Origin of the sequence: Flavobacterium sp., from assembly GCF_031422135.1 — a bacterium.
GTDB lineage: Bacteria > Bacteroidota > Bacteroidia > Flavobacteriales > Flavobacteriaceae > Flavobacterium.
Genome location: NZ_JANOQD010000055.1, coordinates 14535 through 39049, shown reverse-complemented (window position 1 = coordinate 39049; position 24515 = coordinate 14535). Strand labels below are relative to the sequence as shown.

Here is a 24515-nt window from a genome sequence, read left to right as displayed (position 1 = left end):
TACAGCAGAAATTTCTCGAGTTCAATTATGGCATTGGTTAGACAAAAAAGTGGTTTTAGAAAACGGTGACACTTGTACCAAAGCATTGTATGATGAATATGCCGTTCAAGAATTAGAAGCCATCAAAGAATATGTTGGTGTAACAAGATTTTCTGAAGGGAAGTTTGAAATTGCTTCAAAACTATTATTAGAAATGGTTTTTAATGAAAAATTAGATGAGTTTTTAACGTTAAAAGCGTATCCATACTTAGATTAATAAAAAACGAATATTAAAATAATTTACACAACTATATAAACAAAAAAGATGAACACAAACGAAAAAATTCAGCAATTAGTTACCGATTGGACAACAAACAAAAGATGGAGTGGTGTTGAAAGACCCTACACAGCCGAAAAAGTTATCACACTTCAAGGATCGTATCAAATTCAGCATTCAATTGCAAAACACGGTGCAGAAGTTTTATGGCACAAATTGAACAATCAAGATTGGGTTGCTGGATTAGGTGCATTAACTGGAAATCAAGCCATTCAGGAGGTTGAAGCAGGATTGGAAGCTATCTATTTAAGCGGTTGGCAAGTAGCTGCCGATGCTAATTTATCGGGAGAAATGTATCCTGACCAATCCTTATATCCAGCCAATAGTGTTCCTCAAGTTGTAAAACGTATAAATAATGCTTTGTTAAGAGCAGATCAGATACAAAGTGTAAACAAAATTGAAAATAAAAAAGAATATCTAGTTCCTATTGTTGCCGATGCAGAAGCAGGTTTTGGAGGTAATCTAAACGCTTTCGAATTAATGAAAGGTATGATTGAAGCTGGAGCTGCTGGTGTTCATTTTGAAGACCAATTGTCATCAGCTAAAAAATGTGGTCATTTGGGTGGAAAAGTATTAGTGCCAACGCAAGAAGCCATTAATAAATTAGTTGCAGCACGATTAGCAGCAGATGTTATGGGAGTTTCTACCTTAATTATTGCAAGAACCGATGCCGAAGCTGCAAATTTAATTACTAGTGATGTCGACGAAAGAGACAGAAAATTCATCACAGGAGAACGTTCCCCAGAAGGATTTTTCTATGTAAATAATGGTATCGAACAAGGTATTGATCGTGGTTTATCTTATGCGCCTTATGCTGATTTAATTTGGATGGAAACTTCTACGCCAAATATTGCAGAAGCTAGAAAATTCGCTGAAGCAATTCACGCACAATATCCAGGAAAATTGTTGGCTTACAACTGTTCGCCATCGTTTAACTGGGCTTCTAAACTATCGGTAAAAGAAATGGAAACATTCAGAGAAGATATTGCTGCAATGGGATACAAATTTCAGTTCATTACATTAGCAGGATTTCACGCCTTAAATACTTCTATGTTTGAGCTTTCTTTAGCTTACAAAAAGAAAGGTATGGCTGGTTATTCTGAATTGCAAGAAAAAGAATTTGCTCTTCAAAAAGAAGGTTTCAAAGCAATCAAGCACCAAAATTTTGTGGGAACAACTTATTTTGATGAAGTTCAAAATACGGTTACTATGGGATTAACATCAACTGTAGCGATGAAAGATTCTACAGAAACAGCACAGTTTTAATAATTTGGTTGAATTTTTTGTGATAGAAAGCCATCTCAACTTTGAGGTGGCTTTTTATATTTTTATGATTCGGATTACTTTTTTTAATCAATAAGAGTCACTAAATCTTCTTTGCTTTTTCTTACTTTGACCAAATTTACTAACCAATCTTTTTCAGTATCTCGGTAACCTATTGGAAGCAATACTACGCTTCTCAATCCTTTTTCTCTCAATCCTAAAATTTCATCTACTGCAGCTGGCGTGAAACCTTCAATTGGAGTTGAATCTACTCCTTCAAACGCTGCTGCTACAATTGCTTGTGAAAAAGCAATATAGGCCTGTTTTGCTGCGTGATTAAAGTTTTCTTCGGCGTCTTTTTGAGGATAGTTACTCAAAAGCATTTGTCTGTAATTTTCCCATCCTTCGTTTTTAAATCCTCGGATATCATTTGTTAAATCAAACATTTTATTGATACGATCTTCAGTATAAGTATCCCAAGCAACAAAAACTAATAAGTGAGAACAATCAGTTATTACCGATTGGTTCCAAGCTACAGGTCTAATTTTTTCTTTGACTTCTTGGTTTGTAACTACATATATTTCAAAAGGTTGTAGTCCGCTAGATGTAGGAGCCAAGCGAGCAGCTTCAATAATTCTGTCAACTTTTTCTTGAGGGATTTTTTCTCCATTCATTGCTTTTGCTGCGTATCTCCAACTTAATTTGTCTAATAATTCCATTTTTTTTTATTTTTTATTTTTCTGTTTTATTATCTGATAATACGGTGACCCAATCATTCAGTATATTTTTTAATAGGTTAATATTTTCTATGCTAATGGTTTTATTAAGAACGGTTTCAAGTAGTTTTTCTGGAATTGGTTCAGCTTGTTTTTTGAGTTCATTTCCTTTTGTTGTCAGTTCTACAATTACACTTCTTTCATCTTTGCTTGAGCGTTTACGATCAATAAGTTCCATTTTTTCCATACGTTTTAGTAATGGAGAAAGCGTATTGGTGTCTAGGAGTAATTTTTCGGTAATCTGATTGATACAGAGCTTATCGTTTTCCCATAAAACCATCATTACCAAATATTGTGGGTAGGTTAATCCAATTTTATTTAAATACGGAGTGTAAGTCTTTGTTATTAAACGAGATACGGAATATATGGGAAAGCAAATTTGATTGCCTAATTCTAATGGTGAACTAATCATATTGAATTACTTTTTCTTTTTTTCCATACACTCCAAGCGCCTGAAGACCAAATGGCCCAAACAATTAATACTGGTTGAAAAAATAAACGTATCAACCTGGCAGTATCAGAATTTAATGCTCCAAAGGCATCTGTTCCGTTATGATATTGGGCTATATTTCCAGGGAATATTAGCACAAAAAACGTAGCAAGTGCCCATCCGAATCTAATGCGTTCTTTTTTCCAAAAAGCCAAACCTAGTCCTAAACTAATTTCTACAATACCTGATGCTATGACTACAAAATCTTTGCTTAATGGAATCCAATTTGGCACTTGGGCTTGAAATTCTACTCTGTTAAAAGTCAAATGACTGAATCCTGCAAAGATCATAAAAGAGGCTAGCAAAATTCTGAATATTTTTTGAGTGATTGTAGTTTCTGATTCTTTCATAATTATATCGCTTGCAATTATATCGTAAGCGATACAAATGTAGTTCGTTTTTTTATTTATACAGTTTATATTATGTTAAAGTTTAGGTTTGGAATGAATTGGAGTAAAAAAGCGCAATATTAATAAGTGTATAGATTGTATTATTTCAATAAATACACTTATTAATCAGTATGTTTTTTTTATAATATTTTTTTTACTTAAAAAGTGATTTTTTAAATGAGTATAATTTTATGAATATTGTCTTGCAAAGTCTTTTTTGAACTTGTAGGTATAAAGTCTATTCTCAAAAATACCTATTAGGTAAAAAAAAACTTGCATAAACAAAACAACCCCAATACTTTTTTTAGCTATGGCGTTAAAAAAGCATTGGGGTTGTAACTATTAAGCGGTAATTTTATCCCTCAATTTTTACTGAGAGTTCAAACCAACGTTCTTCTCGATCTTCCATTTTATTAATAATATTTTCTAACTCTTTTGCTTTTGCAGAAATATCTCCATCAGCGACTTTTCCGTCAGAAAATAATTGTTCGATTGTGATTTTTTGAGCTTCTAAATCTTTAATTTCTTTTTCTATTTTTTGATACTCTTTTTGCTCGTTGAAAGTCAAATTTCCTGTAGGATTGTTTTGTTTCCAGTCTTTCTTTTCGGCTTTGTTGTCTTCTTTTTGAGCAACATCGGCACTGTCCTCATAGGCTCTAAAATCTGAGTAATTGCCTGGGAAATTTTCTATTTCACCTTGACCTCTAAAAACAAATAAGTTGTCTACAATTTTATCCATAAAATACCTGTCGTGAGATACCACAAGTAAACAACCAGGGTAATCCATTAAGAAGCTTTCTAGCACATTTAAGGTTACAATATCTAAATCATTTGTGGGCTCATCTAGAATCAAAAAGTTTGGATTCTGAATCAGAACGGTACATAAATACAAACGCTTCAACTCTCCACCACTTAATTTCTCTACGTAATCGTATTGTTTTTTTGAATCAAAAAGAAAACGCTCCAACAATTGAGAGGCCGAAATTAATCGTCCTTTCATTAACGGAATGAATTCTCCATATTCTTTAATGACATCAATAACACGTTGTCCAGGTTTTGGGTTGATTCCACTTTGCGTGTAATAACCTACTTTTATTGTTTCGCCAACAACCACTTTTCCAGAATCTAGAGGTAAAGTTCCAGTTAAAAGGTTCAAAAAAGTAGATTTTCCTGTTCCATTTTTTCCAATAATTCCTATGCGTTCGCCACGTTGAAAATCAAAACTAAAATTATCTAAAATTACGTGATCCTTGAATTTTTTTGAAATTTTATGAAGCTCGATAATCTTGCTTCCCATTCGTTCCATATTAATTTCTAGTTCAACCACGTTCTCACGGCGACGACTTTGCGCTTTTTCTTTGATATCATAAAAATCATCTTGACGCGATTTACTTTTACAAGTTCTTGCTTTAGGTTGACGACGCATCCATTCCAATTCTTTTACAAACAAGTTTTGTGCTTTGTCTACACTCGAATTTTCTGAAGCAATACGCTCTTCTTTCTTTTCTAAGTAATATGAATAATTACCTTTGTATTGGTATATTTTTCCGTTGTCAAGTTCAATAATTTCATTACAAACTCGTTCTAGGAAAAAACGGTCGTGTGTTACCATAAACAAGGTAATATTTTCTTTAGCAAAATAACTTTCTAACCATTCAATCATCTCTAAATCTAAGTGATTCGTAGGTTCATCCAGTATCAATAAATCCGGACGATTAATTAAAATGATGGCAAGAGACAAACGCTTTTTTTGTCCACCTGATAGGTTTTTTACTTTTAACTTGAAATCTTCCAACTTCAATTTAAATAGAATTTGCTTGTATTGGGTTTCAAAATCCCAAGCATTATGTTGATCCATCCCGTCAAACGCTTTCTGATACGCATCTCCATCTTCAGGGTTTTCTAAGGCTTTTTCGTAGGCTTCAATTATTTTCAAAGTTTCATTATCAGAGGCAAAAATGCTTTCTTCGATGGTCAACTCATCTTGCAATTTGTTGTCTTGTGATAAAAAAGCCATTCTGATGCTTTTTCTAAGAACTACTTGCCCAGTATCAGGCTCATCAAAACCATTAATAATGTTCATTATAGTGGTTTTTCCAGAACCATTTTTGGCAATGAAAGCAATTTTTTGATCTTTATTGATTCCAAAAGAGATGTCCTTGAACAAAGTACGTTCTCCAAAAGATTTTGAAATATTTTCTACTGATAAGTAATTCACGAGACTAATTTTTTTGCAAAAGTAAGGTATTAAATTACGAATTAAAAATTATGAATTACGAATTGGTTTTTGGAGCAAGTATTTAGGATTTATTTGCCAGTTATTTTCCCGCTTTTTGCTATATCTTTTTTTCGTGCCTCAAAAAAGGATACCGCTACAATCGGGGCTATCAGATTATGTTTTGGGAGTTTCTATAAATTCTCGGGCTATCTTTTTTTAAAAAAAGATTTTGTACATTTGATTATTAAATTAAAATCAATGGATAATTCTAACAAAAAATATAAACAATCAGATTCAATTATTTCTAAAGTAGAAGAACCAGCAATAGAATTTAATATAGAAGAGATAGTTTACGCAAACATTGAAGATCATCCATTATTTGCTAAAGTAATTGAAAAGGGATTGCGTGAGTCTGAGCAAGGATTAGGGATTTCACACGAAGAAATGAAACGAAAAACCAAATTGCGTTATCCGTTTTTAAAATGATTCTAACCATTCAATGGAAGCCCCAAGCAATAAGTAGTTATTATTTAGAGATGGATTTTATTTTATTAAAATGGAATGCCATTGAAGTACAGAAATTTGAAGATTTAGTGGATGAATTTCTTAAAACTTTATCACTAAAACCTGAAATGGGAAAATATAGCACTAAATATAATTGTTATTCAATAGTAATATCAAAGCAAACTACTTTATTTTATAAAATATTAAAAGATAAAAATCAACTAGATTTGATACTTTTTTGGAACGATGCCAAAAATCCCAACGACTTAACCAAGTTGCTATAAATATAGAATATGCAACTAACCATCATCATCCTAAACTACAACGTTCGATATTTTCTCGAACTATGTGTTCTTAGCGTTCAAAAAGCCATTCAAAATATCGATGCCGAAATTATAGTAATCGATAATAATTCGCCCGATGATAGTTGTGCTATGATGAAATCTCGTTTTCCAAATGTAAAACTGATCGAAAACAAAGAAAATTCAGGCTTTCCAAAAGGAAATAACATAGGAGTTGCTCAAGCAAAAGGCGAATATATTTGTATTCTCAATCCAGACACAGTCGTGGCCGAAGATACTTTTACAAAAGTATTAGCTTTCGCCGAAAGGCAAAAAAACCTAGGAATTGTAGGTTGTAAACTCATCGATGGAACTGGAAATTTTCTGCCTGAATCCAAACGTGGTGTTCCAACACCATTTGTAGCATTTACAAAAATCTTCGGATTGTATAAATTCTCTAATTATTTCGGAAAATATTATGCACAACATTTAAATGAAAATAAAACTGGAAAAGTAGATATTCTCGTTGGTGCATTTATGGTTATGAAGCGAGAATTGTATCTTGAAGTTGGTGGTTTTGACGAGAATTGTTTTATGTATTCTGACGATATTGATTTGTCTTATATGGTTTTGCAAAAAGGAAAAACCAACTATTATTTAAACGAAACAACTTTAATTCATTACAAAGGCGAAAGCACTATAAAAGATGAAACCTATATGAAACGGTTTCAAGAAGCAATGAATTTCTTTTATAAAAAACATTTTAAAATATCTGTTTTCTTTACTGCATTTATGAAAACTGGGATTGTATTTTTCTCGTTTGTAAAAATGTTTCAAGGAAAATCAAAGCAAAAAAATCAGCCAGACCATTATATTCTTATTTCAAATAGTCAACAATTACAGGATAAGCTAGAAAAACAATTTAAAAAACCAGTACAGCTTCAAAATATTCCGCAATCGTTTTCGGAAAATAAGAATGTGGAAGTGATTTTTGACAATAATTTTATTGATTTTAAAACTATAATTCAACTATTAGAACAAAATAAAAATAAAAAACTAACCTATAAAATTATTCCACAAATGACTGATTATATGATAGGTAGTAATAGTAGTAACGATTGTGGAGAGGTAATTCATATTGTAGATTTTAATAATTAGAGATTAGATTTTTTTAATTCGTGTAAATCCGTGCAATTCGTGTTAAATTTATTATTTTTGCATCATCAAAACCAAAACAACCTTTTTAGGCAAATAATATGGCAAGATTTGAATTGAAACTTCCAAAAATGGGAGAAAGCGTTGCTGAAGCAACCATTACAAACTGGTTAAAACAAGTAGGTGACAAAATCGAAATGGACGAAGCAGTACTAGAAATTGCTACAGATAAAGTAGATAGTGAAGTGCCTAGTGAGGTTTCTGGAATTTTGATAGAACAATTGTTTCAAAAAGACGACTTAGTACAAGTTGGTCAAACCATTGCTATTATTGAAACCGAAGGCGGTGATGTTGAAACAACTAAACAAGAAGTTCAAGTTGCCGTAGCGGAAATAGAAAAAACAATAGAAACTGTCAAAGATGCTGTTGCTAAACCAGCAGATTTTTCTAAATCTGATAAGTTCTTTTCGCCACTAGTTAAAAATATTGCCAAAGAAGAAGGTGTTTCTGTAGCCGAATTAGAAAGCATTTTAGGTTCAGGAAAAGAAGGTCGAGTTACTAAAGAAGATCTTCTAAAATATGTCGAAATTCGAAAGTCAAAAGCGGAAAGTGTTGTAGAATCAGTAGTTACGCAACCCAGAGCCCAGAACCCAGAACCCAGAACTCAAGCCGCTCCAGTTTCTGTAAATGGTGGTGACGAAATCATCGAAATGGACAGAATGCGTAAGCTTATTTCTGGATATATGGTGGCTTCAGTTCAAACCTCGGCTCACGTACAATCGTTTATCGAAGTAGATGTAACAAATATTGTAAAATGGAGAGAAAAAGTAAAAGTTGCTTTTGAAAAACGTGAAGGTGAAAAACTGACATTTACTCCAATTATGATGGAAGCTGTAGCAAAAGCTTTGAAGGATTTTCCAGGAATGAATATTTCGGTTGATGGTGATTACATCATCAAAAAGAAAAATATCAATCTTGGTATGGCTGCCGCTTTGCCAAATGGAAATTTAATTGTTCCCGTAATCAAAAATGCAGACCAACTAAATTTGGTTGGAATGGCAAAAGCAGTAAATGATTTAGGAAACCGAGCCAAAGCAGGTAAACTAAAACCAGACGATACACAAGGCGGAACGTATACAGTTACTAATGTGGGAACATTCGGTTCTGTTTTTGGAACACCAATCATCAATCAGCCACAAGTGGGAATTCTTGCACTTGGGGCGATTCGTAAAGTGCCAGCAGTAATAGAAACTCCCGAAGGGGATTTTATTGGAATTCGCCAAAAAATGTTCTTGTCTCATTCCTACGATCACCGTGTAGTAGACGGAGCATTAGGAGGAAGCTTTGTAAAACGCGTTGCCGAATATCTTGAAGCATTTGATGTGAATAGAGATTTTTAAAAAATAAAAACTTTGCAATTAAGCGATTCAAATTTTGAGTCGCTTTTTTTTTTTTAGAAGCTAATCCTGCCATACGCTATATCTTTTACTTTTTTGATTGCTTCGTAACCTCGCAATAGCAAAAAAGCAAAAGGATGCCGCTGCTGTCAGGGCTAGGATCAGCAATGCCGTATTAAAAACCTCAAAAAAAAATGAACAGCAATAATCCTATAATTCATAACTTTACAAAAAACAAACGCTAAAAACCAAAACCAATGGCAGTTTTCAAAAAACAAAACAAAAAGCTAAAAACCAACGAAAATACTGGTTTTGGAACCAACGCTTCAAATTACGGTGGTCGATTCATTTCAAAAAATGGAACAGCAAACATTCACAAAAAAGGAATACCTATACTGGATCAAATAAGCTGGTTTCACACTATGCTACAACTCCCAACATGGAAATTTCAAGTCGTAATTCTACTGTTTTTTATCTCAATCAACTTTATATTTGCTTTCATATATTACACAATAGGAGTAGAGCATCTCAACGGAATAACAGCGACCACCGAAATTGAAAAATTCGGACAAGCCTATTTTTTCAGTGCCCAAACCTTTACCACCGTAGGTTACGGACATATTAACCCATCAGGATTTCTAACCAGCGCCATAGCCGCTACTGAAGCACTTGCTGGACTACTCGCTTTTGCGTTAGCCACAGGATTACTCTATGGACGGTTTAGTAAACCCAAAGCTCACCTTAAGTTTTCTGAAAACGCAATAATAGCACCATTTCAGGACGGAACAGCACTAATGATGCGAGTAGCACCCTACAAAAACACCAATCTAACGGATGCCGAAGCCAAACTAACACTAGGAATGACTATAGAAGAAAATGGTAAAAAGATAAACCGATTCTTTCCACTCGATTTAGAATATGATAAAGTAAACGCACTCACATTAAGCTGGACACTTGTGCATCCTATAACCGAAGATAGTCCATTGTATGGCTTTACAAGTCAAGATTTTAAGAGCCAAAAAGGAGAAATATTAGTATTTGTTAAAGCCTTCGACGAAATGTTCAGTAACATAGTAGCCACAAGAACATCCTATACATTCGAAGAAATAGAATATGGAGCAAAATTTGTTCAAATGTATGAACATAGTCTTGACAATACGAAAACTATTATACATCTTGACAAGCTAAATACCTTTGATAAGATGGAGCTAAATAATTAAAAAAGAGAGTTGGTAAGAATAGCTATGAATATCCAATACTTATTTCAAATCAAATAGTGTAGTAACATTTACTTTTTTGCCTATCTTACCACGAACCACACTAGGAATTTTAATATCAAAATCTTCGGGGATTAAAGTAAAACTGGTTGTTAGTTCAATACCAGTAGTCGTTTTTTTAATTTTCCCACTAATCAAAACATCTTTCTTTTTCCCATGAAGCTCAATAGAGGCTTTTATTTCAATTGGAGTAGCGGTCTGAGTTAGTTTCGATGCATCAAAATTTTGAATTTTACCTTTCAGTATGGCTTTAGGAAATTTATCACTCTCCACATAGTTTTCATTAAAGTGCTCTTCCATTAACGCCACTTTAAACTTAAAACCTTTGAGCAAAATCAAACTAGCAATCTCACCAGTAGCAGTATCAAGAATACAAGTTGTTGCATTATTTTCAGCTTTTACAGGCTCAAAGCTCGTCACAATGGCGTCAAAATTGACCTGACCTGTTTTTGTCTTTAATTTCTGTCCATAAATATTACCAAATAAAAGTATGGTAAAAACGAATACAATTGTTTTTTTTATCATAAAAATAAGAATTAAAATTATTGAGTTAAGCCATCAGTTTGCCATTTTACTATGGCATCTATGGAAGTTTGCGGTAATCTCGTTCCTCCACTGGGCATCATACCTGAAGCTCCTTGATCTCTAGAAATTCGATTAATTAATCCTCTATTTTGAATGGCTTCTTTCACGTTTTCATAAGTTGTAAGTGACATAGGTGCAAAATTAATAGGAACAGCGGCGTGACAAGAAATGCAATTATTGTCTATAATAGCTTTTACAGTATTGCTATATGTGATTTTTGCAACTGGAATTATAACAGGAGATAAACTAGAGGGACTATCCTTTGAACAGCCAAAACTAATTAGGACTAATAAAAAAAAGGAAACTGTTGTTTTCATCTTAATGAATTGTTTACGGTAAAAATAAATAAATTTATAAAGCAATAGTTTTTTTTAACAACAAATATTACAACTTTACAAAATTAGAAACCATAAATGGAAAGAGTAATAGCGTTATTTTAAATTAATTAAAAATATTAATTATATTTGTGTTCAAACATAAGTTAAAATGAAGAAAATATTTTTTATAGCAATTATTGCTATAGTTTCGGTTTATTTAGGGTATTCTTATCTGTATAAAGGAGCTCGGGATTATGCCTCAGAAGAAACAATTAAAATAGAATCTGTTTTGAAGTTTAACTCGGAATTAGCAAAAGATGAGGTCAATGCAAATAAAAAATATTTAAATAAAATTATAGAAATTTCAGGAATAGTAACTCAAATTGATGCAGCACAAAAAGCAATTCTTATTGACGAGAAACTGTTTGCTATAGTTGTAAATTCTGATTTTGAAAAAGTAAAATTAAATTCCAATGTTCATATTAAAGGTCGTTTTTTAGGATATGATGAACTTTTAGAAGAAATAAAATTGGATAATTGTTATCTAATTCAATAGTAATTAAACAAAATCTGTAAATAAATTAAAATATCATTTTATGAAGTACTTATCCATTTTAGTAGTTTTATTTTCATTTCATTTTTCATTTGGGCAAGACGATTTATTATCTGAAATCGATTCAACATCAGTTGATAATCAAAAAGTAGCGTCTGCATTCAAAGCTATGAAAATCGTCAATTTAGAATCTACTAAACTCGCTGCCAAAGGGGATTTGTATTTAGTCATAGCACATCGATTTGGCTCCATAAAAGACAATATCGAAGGTTTTTTTGGATTGGACAATGCAGTAACTCAAATCAAATTTATTTATGGAGTAGGTAATGGCTTGTCTTTATCAGCTGGACGTAGTGAACAAGCTTATGATTTTGCGGCAAAATATATCTTAAAATCACAACAAGAAAATGGTTTTCCAGTAACAATTGTTGGGTTTAATAGTTTGGGATTTAATAATTTACTTAAACAATCCAATTATCCAAAATTGAAATTTGTGAACCGCATTACTTATGTCAATCAACTACTAGTTTCTAGAAAATTTTCAGAGAAATTCTCTTTTCAGTTGGCGCCAACTTATTTTCACGAAAATTTTGTCTTAAATGATTTTCAAAGTAATAGTCAATTTGCAATTGGATTGGGCGGTCGATACAAGGTAAGCAAGCGCATATCTATCAATGCCGATTATGCAGCACATTTAAATAGAACTTCATCATCCGTTTTTAAAAATCCACTTTCTGTTGGGGTTGATATTGAAACTGGCGGTCATGTTTTTCAAATGCATTTTACCAGTTCCCAAGGCATACACGAATCGGGTTTTCTAGGAAATACAACAGGAGACTGGAGTAAGGGTAATGTATTTTTTGGATTTAATTTAGTTCGGGTTTTTTAATTTTAAAACAACATAAAATGAAAAAAAAACAGCTATTACTTCTGTTTTCTTTAATTTGTTTTTCTTTATTTTCACAAAACAAATTAGTATTTCAAAATGTAACAAATCAAACTGTTAATTTGAATAAGAGTTTTAAAAAATATAAAATTTTAAAGCTAGACAATCAACTTCAAAAAATTTCCAGTGGAGAAAACATAACTTTAGAATATGACAAAAAGTATAATTGTGTTTTAAAAGAAAATAAACTGCTTTCAAATGATTATGTTGTTTCTATTAAAAAGGATAGTAATACAGAACGAAAATCACTTTCTGAAAGTGGTTTTGATGGAAAATATTTTGTAAATCAAGACATTTCAGAAAACAATCAATTTGTGTTTTCAATGTTTGAAGATAAGTTTTCGATTTATATTAAAACCGAAAAAGAAGAATTTTACATACAACCACTCCATAATTTTGAAGATGTATCAGATTCAAATTTATATGTTTTTTATAATCCTTCAGACGCCATTTTAGAAACATCAAACTGTGGTTCTCAAGAAACAGAAAGTAGAATAGATACTTCAGAAAAAACTGTTTTATCAGGAGGTTGTAAAACGCTTGAACTAGCTATGTCAGTTGATTATACTATGTATGCAACCTACGGTTCTGTTAATGCAACTATTGATCGAACATTGCAAATTCTAAATTTGACTCAAGCTAATTTTACCATCACAAATGGATTATCTGATGATATAATTTTTAAAGTTACAGAACATTATATAGTAACTTGTGATGCAAATTGTAACTACTGGCCGCCTACTTTACAGATATATGATAATTATTATAGTTTTAGTTCCAATGCTAGCATAATTTTTATAAATCCTTACGATATCAAATTGCACTGGCAAAATGAAGGAGGTACAGGAACGGTAGTAGGATTGGGCTCTTTTACTATGTGTGGTACATCTGGAATAGCAGTGGTTAAAAATTTTGGAAGTAATACAAATCAAACCCGTTGTATTTTATCTCACGAGATAGGTCATAATTTAGGATGTGTTCATAATTCAGATATTATGAATGCCACCGTAAGTTTGAGCAACAGTTGGTCAACTGCATCTATAACTACAATTAATAATTCTATTTTAAGCTTGCCTTGTTTGGCCACTTGTGCTGCAACAATTTGCGACAATAAAAAAGTATCAAATGCCTCACTAACAGTCGATATCCCTACAAATAAGATTAATGTAACTTGGTTGGCTGAATCAGGAATCGATTTTAAAGTACGATTATATAATAAGAATACAAATTCTTGGACAGCCTATTCAACCTTTTCATATCCTAATAACAGTACTTTTTATAATTATTCACAACTATATTGTGAAGATGTTTATAGAGTAGAAATCACACCAGTGTGTTCTGGAATTAATGGAATCTCGGAACAAATAGTTGTTAAAACAATCGGAAATGTACTGGCGCCAGTTTTAACGTTTAGCAGTAATGTAAACCAAACCTTTTGTGGTGCAAACAATGTGTTTTTTAACGTCAATGCAATTGATGGAGGAACAGCACCAATATACCAATGGAAAATTAATGGAAATCCTGTAGGGACTAATGCTTCTTCTTTTTCAGCGCTGGCTGGAAGTTTGATTAGTAATGATATTGTAAGTTGTGAATTAATTAGTAATGCAACATGCGTGTCAAATCCAAATGCAAGTGTTTCTACAATTGTGACTATTGAAACTCCATCTGTTTTATCAGTTATTGTTTCAGCGAATCAAACCACGATTTGTGCTGGAACAACAATTACATTAACAGCGACTGGAACAAATATTACAGGACAATTTCCTTATTACAGATGGTTTTTAAACGGTAATCCTTTAAGTAGTGGTCAACCTGGAAGTGGTGGAGAAAGTGGTACTGTTATTGCAGTTACTCCATTGAATAATGGAGATATTTATACTTGTACTTTATCAGATGGAGGGAATACTTGCCATACGGCAAATGGTATTGATGGCGGCGCAAACAGCAATCCTGTTACTATAACAATCCTAAATCCGTGTACATTATCTAGTAATGAATTTGATTTGTCGCATTTTACGATTTACCCAAATCCGACTTCTTCTGTTTTAAATATTAGTCATAAAAAGGATATGTCATCAGTATTGATTTATAACATTTTAGGGCAAAAAGTATTTGAAAAAAGTATTGTTTCTGAAAATGTGTCTTTAGATATTTCAAATTTATCAGTTGGAACTTATTTTGTTAAAGTTTTCGCAGGAAAAAGTTACAAAACTTTAAAAATGATAAAAAATTAAACAAAAAAAACGGAGCTCTTTATTTAGATAGAACTCCGTTTTTTTTTAAGGAATTAATGTCTTATTCTTTTACAAATTTTTGAGAAAAACCATTACCATTTTCATCTTTCAAAAGCAGTAGGTAAGTGCCAGAATTTAAATTTTCAACAGAAATAGATTCTTTAATTGCATCGAATTCAGAAATTAACTTACCTGTTATATCATATATTTTAGCTGTTTGGAAACTGTTCCCAACCATTGATTTGATATTTAAAGAGGTTTTTGCTGGATTTGGATATACATTAAATCCGCTTTTTGAAAATTCATCTATTCCTAATGTGGTACCCTCAACTATAGAAATGGATTGGTTTAAGGGAGGATTATTAAAAGTATCTATTGTTCCTGAAGGATATTTTACAACAATTTTAGTAATTTCAGTAGCAGTTCCAATACCAAAATGTGCATTCATACTACTTTGATGACTAAAACCATGCCCACTTCTAATTTCACGTATTTGTTTGCCCCAAGGACCATATACTTCTACTCTAGCTCCAATTCCATTTTTATTACTAGAAACTCCTTGTAGTTTTACTTTGACCCAATTGTTTGCATTTGGAACATTATAATACACATTACTTCCAAACTGAACATCAAGAAAACCATCGTTATTCAAATCGCCAATTCCACCTTCACTAAAGGGTAGGTCATAGCCTGTAAAGGTCAAATTGCCATTATTGATATATAATTCTTTACCGTTTTGCCACAAAAAGTCTATTAAACCGTCATTATTGAAGTCTACAGCTTGTATTTCCCATGAACCTACTTGGGGATCAATTCCTGATGTAGCATACACATCGGTAAATGTTCCATCACCGTTATTTTTATATAATTTATTTTGATCGGATATATTGGATACTAAAAAATCCATATCACCATCGTTATCAAAATCTTCAATAGCAGTTGACCAAGATTGTGAGCCATCATTTACACCAGCAGCGGCTCCAGATTCAGTAAATGTACCATCATTATTGTTCTTATATAATAAATTAATCCTTTGAGGGTCTCCTACAGGTGCCCCACCACGGCATTTAGCTAAATACATATCTTGGTCTCCGTCATTATCGTAGTCTGACCAAATAGAAGCGTAGTTTCCGCCAACATCAAGGGTTGGAAAAAGCGATATATCAAAGTTTAAATTTCCTGCTCCATCGTTTCTGTATGCATGACTTTGGTCTACATCATGACAGGCAAATAAATCTAAATGACCATCGTTATTAATATCAATAAAATTAGCTCTTTGCGTAAAAATATTTTGTGGGTAAGGAATTTCGGTGTAGCCTGTTCCAGTTGCATTCGCTTTGATAAGAGTCAATCTACTGGCACTTCCAAATACTAAATCATTAAAGCCATTTCTGTCAAAATCTCCTGCAGTGATACTCCAACTTGGATTTGCTGTTAATGCAGGCAAAGCATAATTGGTAGTTGTGAATCCTCCTGTTGTATTTTGCGTTAAAACATTCATCTGATTGGTCCCAACAGTAACAATATCATCAAGAAAATCGCCATTCATATCAGTAACAGAACATATTACGGAACTTGAAGTTATAGCAGTTGTTGTAAAACTAACTGGCGGAACGATAACGGCTTGCTCCGTTATTTGAAAATTAAAACCAGTTGAATTCCATCGGTTATCAAACGCAATAGTGTATGTTGTTCCAGCTGCGACATTAAATGTAACAACAGATAAATATCCAGTTCCAATTACTCCAGAATCATCATCACTAGCATAACAAGTTAAACTTCCACAGGAGCCAGTGTAGATATGCACTCGAGTATCTTTTCCATTATTTATAGCTAAATCTGTAGTAAGTGTGACGGTGTAGTTTTGTGTTGGAGTATAGGTATACCATTCGCCAGCAGGAATATTGGCAACGGGAATAGCTCCATTTTGCGCACAAACTGGTGATGGAATATCTGTGCCGTTTATGGCTCCAACAGTAAATGTTCCAGATGTTACTGTTAGTGCCCCAGAACAAGTATCTTGTGAATAAGAACTGTGTATTCCTAAAAATAGGGATAGCACTATTGTAATTTTTCTCATAATATTCTATTTAATTTAACGACAGTTTGCTGGCAAGGTATTAATCCAATCTTTCATGAGTTGAACCCCTTCCTCGTGAATTATATTTCTACCTATTATTGGCATCATAATAGCGCCTTCTTCAGTATTCATTCTTAGTATCATTTCGGATCTATTAGCATCACCACTATTTATAACAAAAGGACCATTTTCAATTGTAAATAAAGGTGTCATACACACTCCAAATGAAGATAAGTCTGTGTTACTGTAATTGAAACGCATATTTACATAATCACAGTGACCACCTTGTCTATGACAATGAGCACAATTTATATCAATATAAGAACGAGCTCTTGTTTCTAATGATTTTGTTTGATCTTCCCAATTTACAGTTGAATTTATAGTTGTTGGAATATCATCGCCTAGATAGCCAGCTGTTTTCCACATTGCCAACTGATTTTTTGAAACACCATTGTAATTATAGTTAGTATTTAAGTTTTGAGGTTTAGGGCCAATAGGAATTGTTAATTCTCCACCCGTTGTTTGTGTTGGATTTAACTTATGGCAAGTCAAACACTCTGTTTGTGAGGGTGTTTTGTAATTGACACTTTTTGAAACTCCATTTTCAAGCCAAGTAATAGGTATAAAAGTTCCGTTTTCGGTTGTTTCTAATAATGCTTCATTTTGTTCAGTATTCCAGATATAGTCGTAGGCTTTCCAGCCATCAGCTTTTCTAACTAAAAGTCTTGTTTCAATTATTTGAGTAGTGTTATTAGGCTGCACATTCTCATAATAAAATGTTTTAATTAGAACAGCGCCAACGGGTAATTCTAAAACGTTATCATCACCATTATAGGTTGCTTTCTTACCTGAAGGCATCCAAACAAAACGTTTTTTGTGCGCATAATCAGCAAATAAACTGCTTGCAGGTTCGTATGGTAAAACATTTAAGGATGGTTTTTGATTTTTTAAATCGCCATCAAAAAAATGATATTCAGATAGTTTGGTAAGCGGAACTTTAGTTAAATCAACAGTAACAGGCGAAATAGGAGGTGCTATGGGAATGTATAAATCATCGTCTCCACAAGAAAATAATAGAATAGCAATAAATGTTGCGAAATAGTAACTTTTTTTCATAAAAAGATTAATTGACCAACAAATGTAAAAAAATATGCTACACAATTAATTAAATATTTGTGTTAATTAAATAATTTTTATGTTGATAATCAATTAGTTTCAAATTTAACATTGTAATTGCTAAGGTTTGCTAAAGATTCGTCCGACTTATAGTCAAAATCGATTTCATACAATTGCTTGTCTTTTCTTAAAGAAATCATTTTTATACAGTTATAGAAACGTCTTATGTCATCATCATTTGCCAATATTAATCCTGGAACTTGAACATTTTTACCTTCTAAATCTTTCGAAACCATAGTAAAATAACTTGAATTGCAATGTTTTACTTTTCCGTTTTGTATGTTTTCAGCTTCGACTCGAATACCAATAATCATAGAACTTTTTCCAACATAATTGACACAAGCCTTCATAGTTACTAATTCGCCAACTTCTATAGGATTCAAGAAATCAACTGTATCAACCGAAGCAGTGACACAATAATTACCAGAAAATTTAGAAGCACAAGCAAAAGCGATTTGGTCTAATAACGATAAAATATAACCACCGTGAATCTTACCAGAAAAATTACTGTGTGATGGAAGCATTAATTCTGAAATCGTAACTTTTGATGCTTTTACAGTTTTAAAAATCGAACTCATTTATTTGACTTTAAATGGAGAATCTTCTTTGACGACTTCGGATACAAAATATTTTGTATCACCCCACCAAGCAAAGGTTTTGTATCGTTCAATATAAGTTACTTTTACATATTCTCCTTGCAAATCTTTCATTTGCTGAATTACTTTTTCTTCGCTGTCCATAATTGAAAATTTGAATATTTGAGCACCCGCAATTCCTTGACTCAATTCGCCTTCCCAAGTTTTGAAAATCATTCCTTTTTTACTAATTTTAATTAACTCTCCAGAACGAAACCCTTCGCTAAAAGTGGCATAATACATTATGGCAAAGTATCCAGCGATACCTAAAGTAATTGTTGCAATAAGAATAATAATAATTTTTCGTAACATAATAGTTTTAGTTTAAAATATTGTTTTCGTTTGTTTCAGCTCTGTTTATAATGTTTTCTGGCAATGCTTTTTTTGCTTTGGCTCCCATTTTTTTAAGTTTTTCGACACTCGTGATGAGGTTTCCTTTTCCTTCCACTAACTTGTTCATTGCTCCTGAATATTCTATTTTTGATTCATCTATTTTTTTACCAATTTTTATTAAATCAGCTACAAAACCTTCAAATTTATCATACAAAGCACCAGCTTGTCGAGCTATTTCAAGCGCATTTTCTTGTTGTTTTTGATTGGTCCACATACTGTCAATAGTTCGCAATGTAGCTAATAAAGTGGATGGAGTTACAATCACAATATTTTTTTCAAAAGCTTTATTATACAAAGTCGTATCTTCGTTCAGAGCCAATGCAAATGCGGGTTCCATAGGAATAAAGAGCAATACAAAATCTGGACTTTCTATTTGGTACAAATCGTGATAATTCTTGTCGCCCAACTGCTCCACGTGGCGTTTTATAGCATTGACATGTTCTTTTAAGTGATGCGATTTTAAATCTTCATCCTCTTCGTTTATATAGCGTTCATAAGCGGTTAGGGTTACTTTTGAATCAACAATCATCTTTTTTCCGTCAGGAAGATTAATGACTACATCTGGAAAAACTCGATTGCCTTCGGTTGTTGTAAAACTTTGTTGCACTTCATATTCACGACCTTTTTCTAAGCCTGATTTTTCCAATACGCGTTCCAGAACCAGTTCGCCCCAATTCCCTTGCATTTTGCTATCACCTTTTAGAGCTTTGGTAAGGTTTAGTGTTTCCTTGCTCATTTGCGCATTCATTTCGCTTAAGCCTAGTATTTGTTGGCGTAAGGCGGCGTGATAGTCAATACTTTCTTTGTGTGTGTCTTCTACTTTTTTTTCAAAATGCTGAATTTTATCTTGCAATGGCGACAAGATATTTTTCATATTTTGGTTGTTTTGCTCGGTAAATTTATTGGTTTTTTCTTCCAGAATTTTGTTGGCTAAATTTTCAAATTCTTTGGTAAATTTTTCTTGAAGTTGTTCTACTTCTTGTTTTTGATCTTTGTTTTTTTCGAAAAGCGAATCAAAATCAGCTTCTTTTTTAGTTAATTGAATAAGAAAAGTATCTTTTTCTGTACGAATTTGTTCTTTTTCAAAATTTAATACTTGCAATTGTTTTTCAAAAGTTGATTTTTCGATTTGAGACTGTTCTTTTAAAGAATTTAATTTTTCTTCTAATATTGTTTTTTCTGTTTGAGATTTTGCTGAAAAAATAATTTTCCCAATATAAATTCCAATAGCAAGTGCTATTATGAATGAGAGAAATACTAAAACCGTTTCGGACATAATTGTGTATTGAAATGTAAAAATAGGGAATAAAATCTATTTATGAATTTGAATATGTATTTTTGTGAAATGAAAATTCACCAGCATTTTATAATTCACAAACCGTATGGCTATTTGAGTCAATTTATTTATGAATTAAAAAGAAATAAAAAACTCTTGGGTGAATTGTACAATTTTCCTGAAGGAACAATGGCTATTGGTAGACTAGATGAAGATTCAGAAGGGCTATTGCTATTAACAACCGACGGGAAAATAAGCGAAATGATTCGTAGCAAAAAAGTGGAGAAAGAGTATTATGTTCAAGTAGATGGCATCATAAATCAAGAAGCCATTGAAAAATTAAAAAATGGAGTTGAAATAGGTTTTGATGGATCAAAATATACCACAAAACAATGCAATGCATTTATTGTAAATGATGTTCCAGATTTTGGGACACGAGCCAAAAAAATACGTGATGAACGACATGGTCCAACCACTTGGGCATCAATTACAGTAACCGAAGGTAAGTTTCGACAGGTTAGAAAAATGACGGCAGCTGTTGGATTTCCAACCTTACGATTGGTCCGTATTCGTGTTGGAAATGTACATTTAGACCAATTGAAATCTGGTGAAGTTATTGAAATGAAATCTTTTTTAATCGATTAAACAAATAACCACACATAAATATGTTAAACATCGTTTTAGTAGAACCCGAAATCCCTAACAATACTGGAAATATAGGTCGTTTGTGTGTGGGAACCAATAGCAAGCTACACTTAATTCATCCATTTGGGTTTGTGATTAATGACAAAAATTTAAAACGTTCAGGACTTGATTATTGGGTTCATTTGGATGTTACCGAATATCAAAATCTACAAGAATGGAAAGCCATTATTCCTGATGAATCTCGCGTTTTCTTGATGAGCTCACACGCTATAAAATCGATTTATGAAGCTGAATTTAAAGATGGTGATTGGTTGGTTTTTGGCAAAGAAAGTGTGGGTTTGAGCCCAGAAGTTTTAAGTTTGTTTGAAAATCATTTGACCATTCCTATGTCTGATAAAATTAGAAGTTACAATATTGCAAATTCTGTAGCTTTTGTAGTAGGCGAGGCGAGAAGGCAAATTTCATTAAAATAAATGACAGTTAGAAATAACAATATTGATGTTTTAAAAATACTATTGGCTTTTTTGGTAGTGGCATTGCATATTTTTCCAATTTTAAAATTGGAAGGCATACAAGATATTATTTCCTATGAAATTGCAAATGGAATTTCTCGCATTGCAGTCCCTACTTTTTTTATAATTTCGGGTTATTTTCTTCGAAATAAAATTAATGATACAATTTATTTGTGGCAGTACTCCAAACGGATTCTGTTGCTTTTTATAGTTTGGCAACTTATTTATTTACCAGATTTACTTCAATTGTATTATTTGAAACGGTTCACGACAATAGATGTAGTCTTGAAAATTATTTTTGGATACTGGCATTTGTGGTATTTGTTGGCTTCGGTTTTAGGAGTTTTGGTATTATATTATTCTAGAAATTTTTCATTAAAAACAAAATGGTTCGTTATCATTATATTGTTATTATTTGGTTATAGTTTTCAAATTTTAAATCAATCTGGAATTATTGAAGCAAATTCAATTGTAAATCAATGCTACAATTGGATTGGAACTACCAGAAATTTTTTGTTTTTTGGATATCCATTGCTATTGATAGGTTCAATTTACGACCATTGGAAATCACGATTATTGCCGTTTAAGTTTCTAATTTTTCCTTTGTTTGTCCTATTGATTTTAGAGTCCTTTTTGTATCATAAATTTGAGATAAAGGCACTGGATTTCTTGATTTTTGTATTCCCAATTAGTATGTTTTTAGTGCTAGTTTCTATAGAAAGTAAATCTATAACCAGAATTTCATTTCCACCAACACTCTCATTAGGTATTTATCTTTGTCATCCTTTTGCAATTAGGGCTGTTTATGTGTTTTTCCCACAAAAAGAGTTAGCATTTGTACTTTTGAAATATTTTTTGATTTGTTTGGTGGCCATACTTTGTTGGTGGATTGTCGAAAAAATAAATCGTAAGTTTTCTTGGTTTTTTTAAGTCTATATCTTGTTGAAAAAATCTATTTTAAAATCTAAAAAATCTTACTATATTTGTGAAAATAAGATTATTATGAAAAACAACTACTCTAAAACAACTACATTGTTTTTTCAATTTCTTTTCTTTTTTTTATTTATAAATACTTTAAATGCTCAATTTACGGATAGTAACTTGCCAATAGTAATTATAAACACCGATATTGATCCTGTTTCTGGAATGCCATTAGAAATTCCAGATGATCCGAGAGTTTTGGGTACAATGAAGATAATTAAGCATACGGACGGTTCAAGAAATTATCTTACAGATCAAAATACAACCGCATTTTTAAATTATAACGGAAGAATTAATATTGAAATACGAGGATCTACTTCACAATTATTACCCAAAAAACCTTATGGTCTATCAACTTTACAAGCCAATGGTACAAGCAACAATAATGTAAGTTTACTTGGAATGCCAGCTGAAAATGATTGGATTTTAAATGCTATTGCATATGATCCATCTTTAATTCGGGATTATTTATGTTACAATTTGTCCAGACAAATTGGGCAATATGCCTCAAGAACAGAATATTGCGAAGTAGTTGTGAATGGAGTCTATAAAGGATTATACATTTTGCAAGAAAAAATAAAATCTAATAGTGACCGAGTAAATATTGTAAAAATTGCCACTTTAGACATCACCTTGCCTAATCTGACAGGAGGATATATTACCAAAGCTGATAAAACAACTGGTGGCGATCCAATTGCATGGACAATGGGGGAAACTAATTTTATACATGAATTGCCAAAACCTACTGATGTCACACCAGAACAAGATGCCTATATTGAAGGCGAATTCAATAAACTTGCTTTAAATACATACAATCAAAGTTTGTTTAACGGTTATACTTCAGTTATTGATGTGCCTTCGTTTGTCGATTTTATGTTAGTCAATGAATTGAGTTCAAATGCTGATGTATATCAATCCAGTACTTTTTTTCACAAAGACCGAAGCGGAAAACTTCGTGCAGGACCAGTTTGGGATTTGAATCAAACTTTTGGCAGTACATTTACCTCGAGTAGTCATGTAAATCAATGGCAATTTGATAATGGAAATAGAGTTGGGCCAGAATTTTGGTTTGAGTTGACTGATAATGGTACTTTTTGGTGTTATTTTTCTAAACGTTGGAACGATATGACACAACCAGGAAAACCTATGGAATTAACCAGTATAAATTCATTCATTGATGCCACCATTACTAAAATTACGGAAGCTTCTGTAAGAGAACATGCATTGTGGAATACTATCCCAAATCTTCCTAATGAAATTATAACTTTTAAATCTTGGATTTCTCAAAGAATGACTTGGATAAATAATAATGTAGGACCATTCTCTTCTTGTGCCAATGTAGTTACTCCGCCACTTGTTATTTCAAAAATAAATTATAATCCATCAACTTCGACCAGTTTTCCAGTAAGTAATGATCAAGAATTTATTGAAATCAAAAATACAGGTTTTGATAGTGTGAATTTATCGGGTATTTATTTTAGAGAATTAGGAACTACTTATCAATTTCCTTACAACGCAACAATAGCTGCAAATGGAAGTTTGTTTTTAGCGAGTAACCCAACCGTTTTTTTTAATAAATATGGGATTGTTGCTTTTGATCAATATACACGTAATTTTTCTAACAAATCTCAAAAAATAGTGCTTGCTGATGCTTTTGGAAATGTAATTGATTCTGTAGAGTATTTTGACACTTCTCCGTGGCCAACTGCTGCAGATGGTTCAGGCAGTTATTTGGAGTTAACGGATGTTACATTGGACAATAATCTTGCTTCAAGCTGGATAGCTTCTACTAATGCATTACTTTATACAAATCAGTTCAATACTATCAACACTTCGTTATTTCCAAATCCAGTTGTTGATGTAGTTACAATTCAGTCCAATCAAGAGTTAGCCCTAATTGAAATTTTTGATATCTCAGGTAAGAAAGTGCATACTGCATACTTAAATTCTAATAGAGCTCAAATAAATATGAGTAATATGATGTCTGGTTTTTATATTGTAAAAATACTTGATTCTAATGGAAAAATGGAAACTCAAAAAATTGTTAAACAATAATATTTTTGAATTATAGTTTGATTTTAGAAGGCTATAAAGTCAAGAAGTGTCAATAACC

At 32.2% G+C, this 24515-nt stretch carries 24 protein-coding genes and 1 pseudogene; 14 read left to right on the top strand and 11 right to left on the bottom strand.

Annotated features, from left to right (window positions below):
* A pseudogene (locus RMO70_RS07780) lies at positions 1 to 256 on the top strand (malate synthase A); the annotation flags it as partial.
* Positions 257 to 304: 48 nt separating this feature from the next.
* On the top strand, positions 305 to 1582 hold the full coding sequence (gene aceA / locus RMO70_RS07775; protein ID WP_310555861.1) for an isocitrate lyase: 1278 nt from the start codon (positions 305 to 307) through the stop codon (positions 1580 to 1582).
* Positions 1583 to 1665: 83 nt separating this feature from the next.
* Here aceA and RMO70_RS07770 read toward each other — a convergent pair whose 3' ends face one another.
* The 4 genes from RMO70_RS07770 to RMO70_RS07755 all read right to left on the bottom strand — a co-directional run bounded on the left by RMO70_RS07770 (position 1666) and on the right by RMO70_RS07755 (position 5452).
* On the bottom strand, positions 1666 to 2298 hold the full coding sequence (locus RMO70_RS07770) for an NAD(P)H-dependent oxidoreductase (protein WP_310555860.1): 633 nt from the start codon (positions 2296 to 2298) through the stop codon (positions 1666 to 1668).
* 13 nt (positions 2299 to 2311) lie between these two features.
* On the bottom strand, positions 2312 to 2767 hold the full coding sequence (locus RMO70_RS07765; protein WP_310555859.1) for a MarR family transcriptional regulator: 456 nt from the start codon (positions 2765 to 2767) through the stop codon (positions 2312 to 2314).
* Positions 2764 to 3198, bottom strand: coding sequence for a hypothetical protein (locus RMO70_RS07760; RefSeq protein ID WP_310555863.1), 435 nt, complete (start codon positions 3196 to 3198; stop codon positions 2764 to 2766). Before RMO70_RS07760 ends, RMO70_RS07765 begins: the two co-directional genes overlap by 4 nt.
* Positions 3199 to 3589: 391 nt before the next feature.
* Positions 3590 to 5452: an ABC-F family ATP-binding cassette domain-containing protein gene (locus RMO70_RS07755; RefSeq protein ID WP_310555858.1), complete on the bottom strand. Its 1863-nt coding sequence runs from the start codon at positions 5450 to 5452 to the stop codon at positions 3590 to 3592.
* 258 nt (positions 5453 to 5710) lie between these two features.
* Between RMO70_RS07755 and RMO70_RS07750 the strand changes: the two genes are divergently transcribed.
* The 5 genes from RMO70_RS07750 (at position 5711) to RMO70_RS07730 (ending at position 10009) form a co-directional block, all read left to right on the top strand.
* A complete protein-coding gene (locus RMO70_RS07750) occupies positions 5711 to 5938 on the top strand; it encodes a hypothetical protein (protein WP_310555857.1) in 228 nt (75 codons plus the stop codon).
* Positions 5935 to 6240 carry a hypothetical protein gene (locus RMO70_RS07745; RefSeq protein ID WP_310555856.1) on the top strand — a complete coding sequence of 102 codons (306 nt, stop codon included), beginning with the start codon at positions 5935 to 5937 and terminating at the stop codon, positions 6238 to 6240. The genes RMO70_RS07750 and RMO70_RS07745 overlap by 4 nt, the downstream gene beginning before the upstream one ends.
* A 9-nt stretch (positions 6241 to 6249) precedes the next feature.
* Entirely contained in the window at positions 6250 to 7395 is a 1146-nt protein-coding gene (locus tag RMO70_RS07740; protein ID WP_310555855.1) for a glycosyltransferase family 2 protein, read from the top strand.
* Between the two features lie 98 nt (positions 7396 to 7493).
* Complete coding sequence (locus tag RMO70_RS07735; protein WP_310555854.1) at positions 7494 to 8792, top strand: dihydrolipoamide acetyltransferase family protein; 1299 nt, start codon at positions 7494 to 7496, stop codon at positions 8790 to 8792.
* Between the two features lie 254 nt (positions 8793 to 9046).
* On the top strand, positions 9047 to 10009 hold the full coding sequence (locus RMO70_RS07730) for an ion channel (RefSeq protein WP_310555853.1): 963 nt from the start codon (positions 9047 to 9049) through the stop codon (positions 10007 to 10009).
* Positions 10010 to 10048: 39 nt separating this feature from the next.
* On the opposite strand, the gene RMO70_RS07725 is transcribed toward RMO70_RS07730, so the two are convergent.
* Positions 10049 to 10591, bottom strand: a complete 543-nt coding sequence (locus tag RMO70_RS07725) for a YceI family protein (protein WP_310555852.1) — start codon at positions 10589 to 10591, stop codon at positions 10049 to 10051.
* Between the two features lie 17 nt (positions 10592 to 10608).
* Positions 10609 to 10968: a cytochrome c gene (locus RMO70_RS07720; protein ID WP_310555851.1), complete on the bottom strand. Its 360-nt coding sequence runs from the start codon at positions 10966 to 10968 to the stop codon at positions 10609 to 10611.
* Between the two features lie 169 nt (positions 10969 to 11137).
* Here RMO70_RS07720 and RMO70_RS07715 point away from each other — a divergent pair, with 169 nt between their 5' ends.
* Genes RMO70_RS07715 through RMO70_RS07705 form a run of 3 tightly spaced genes read left to right on the top strand, consistent with a single transcriptional unit; the run spans position 11138 to position 14704 of the window.
* Positions 11138 to 11524 (top strand): OB-fold protein, encoded by a 387-nt coding sequence (locus tag RMO70_RS07715; protein WP_310555850.1) that lies wholly within the window; start codon positions 11138 to 11140, stop codon positions 11522 to 11524.
* A 40-nt stretch (positions 11525 to 11564) separates the two neighbouring features.
* The gene (locus tag RMO70_RS07710) at positions 11565 to 12410 is read left to right on the top strand and encodes a DUF5777 family beta-barrel protein (protein ID WP_310555849.1); all 846 of its coding nucleotides are present in this window, start codon (positions 11565 to 11567) and stop codon (positions 12408 to 12410) included.
* Positions 12411 to 12427: 17 nt separating this feature from the next.
* Entirely contained in the window at positions 12428 to 14704 is a 2277-nt protein-coding gene (locus RMO70_RS07705) for a zinc-dependent metalloprotease (protein ID WP_310555848.1), read from the top strand.
* 61 nt (positions 14705 to 14765) lie between these two features.
* Here RMO70_RS07705 and RMO70_RS07700 read toward each other — a convergent pair whose 3' ends face one another.
* The 5 genes from RMO70_RS07700 to rmuC form a co-directional block, all read right to left on the bottom strand.
* Positions 14766 to 16784 (bottom strand): FG-GAP-like repeat-containing protein, encoded by a 2019-nt coding sequence (locus RMO70_RS07700; RefSeq protein ID WP_310555847.1) that lies wholly within the window; start codon positions 16782 to 16784, stop codon positions 14766 to 14768.
* Between the two features lie 15 nt (positions 16785 to 16799).
* Positions 16800 to 17900, bottom strand: coding sequence for a hypothetical protein (locus RMO70_RS07695; protein WP_310555846.1), 1101 nt, complete (start codon positions 17898 to 17900; stop codon positions 16800 to 16802).
* Positions 17901 to 17989: 89 nt separating this feature from the next.
* Complete coding sequence (locus RMO70_RS07690) at positions 17990 to 18538, bottom strand: acyl-CoA thioesterase (protein WP_310555845.1); 549 nt, start codon at positions 18536 to 18538, stop codon at positions 17990 to 17992.
* On the bottom strand, positions 18539 to 18907 hold the full coding sequence (locus tag RMO70_RS07685) for a 6-phosphogluconate dehydrogenase (RefSeq protein WP_310555844.1): 369 nt from the start codon (positions 18905 to 18907) through the stop codon (positions 18539 to 18541).
* 7 nt (positions 18908 to 18914) lie between these two features.
* The gene (rmuC, locus tag RMO70_RS07680; protein ID WP_310555843.1) at positions 18915 to 20264 is read right to left on the bottom strand and encodes a DNA recombination protein RmuC; all 1350 of its coding nucleotides are present in this window, start codon (positions 20262 to 20264) and stop codon (positions 18915 to 18917) included.
* Positions 20265 to 20339: 75 nt separating this feature from the next.
* Between rmuC and RMO70_RS07675 the strand changes: the two genes are divergently transcribed.
* From RMO70_RS07675 to RMO70_RS07660, 4 genes are all read left to right on the top strand, one after another.
* Complete coding sequence (locus RMO70_RS07675) at positions 20340 to 20909, top strand: pseudouridine synthase (RefSeq protein WP_310555862.1); 570 nt, start codon at positions 20340 to 20342, stop codon at positions 20907 to 20909.
* Between the two features lie 20 nt (positions 20910 to 20929).
* The gene (locus RMO70_RS07670; protein ID WP_310555842.1) at positions 20930 to 21382 is read left to right on the top strand and encodes a tRNA (cytidine(34)-2'-O)-methyltransferase; all 453 of its coding nucleotides are present in this window, start codon (positions 20930 to 20932) and stop codon (positions 21380 to 21382) included.
* Positions 21383 to 22351 (top strand): acyltransferase, encoded by a 969-nt coding sequence (locus RMO70_RS07665; protein WP_310555841.1) that lies wholly within the window; start codon positions 21383 to 21385, stop codon positions 22349 to 22351. It begins immediately after the preceding gene.
* A 72-nt stretch (positions 22352 to 22423) separates the two neighbouring features.
* Entirely contained in the window at positions 22424 to 24457 is a 2034-nt protein-coding gene (locus RMO70_RS07660; protein WP_310555840.1) for a CotH kinase family protein, read from the top strand.
* Positions 24458 to 24515 lie beyond the last annotated feature (58 nt).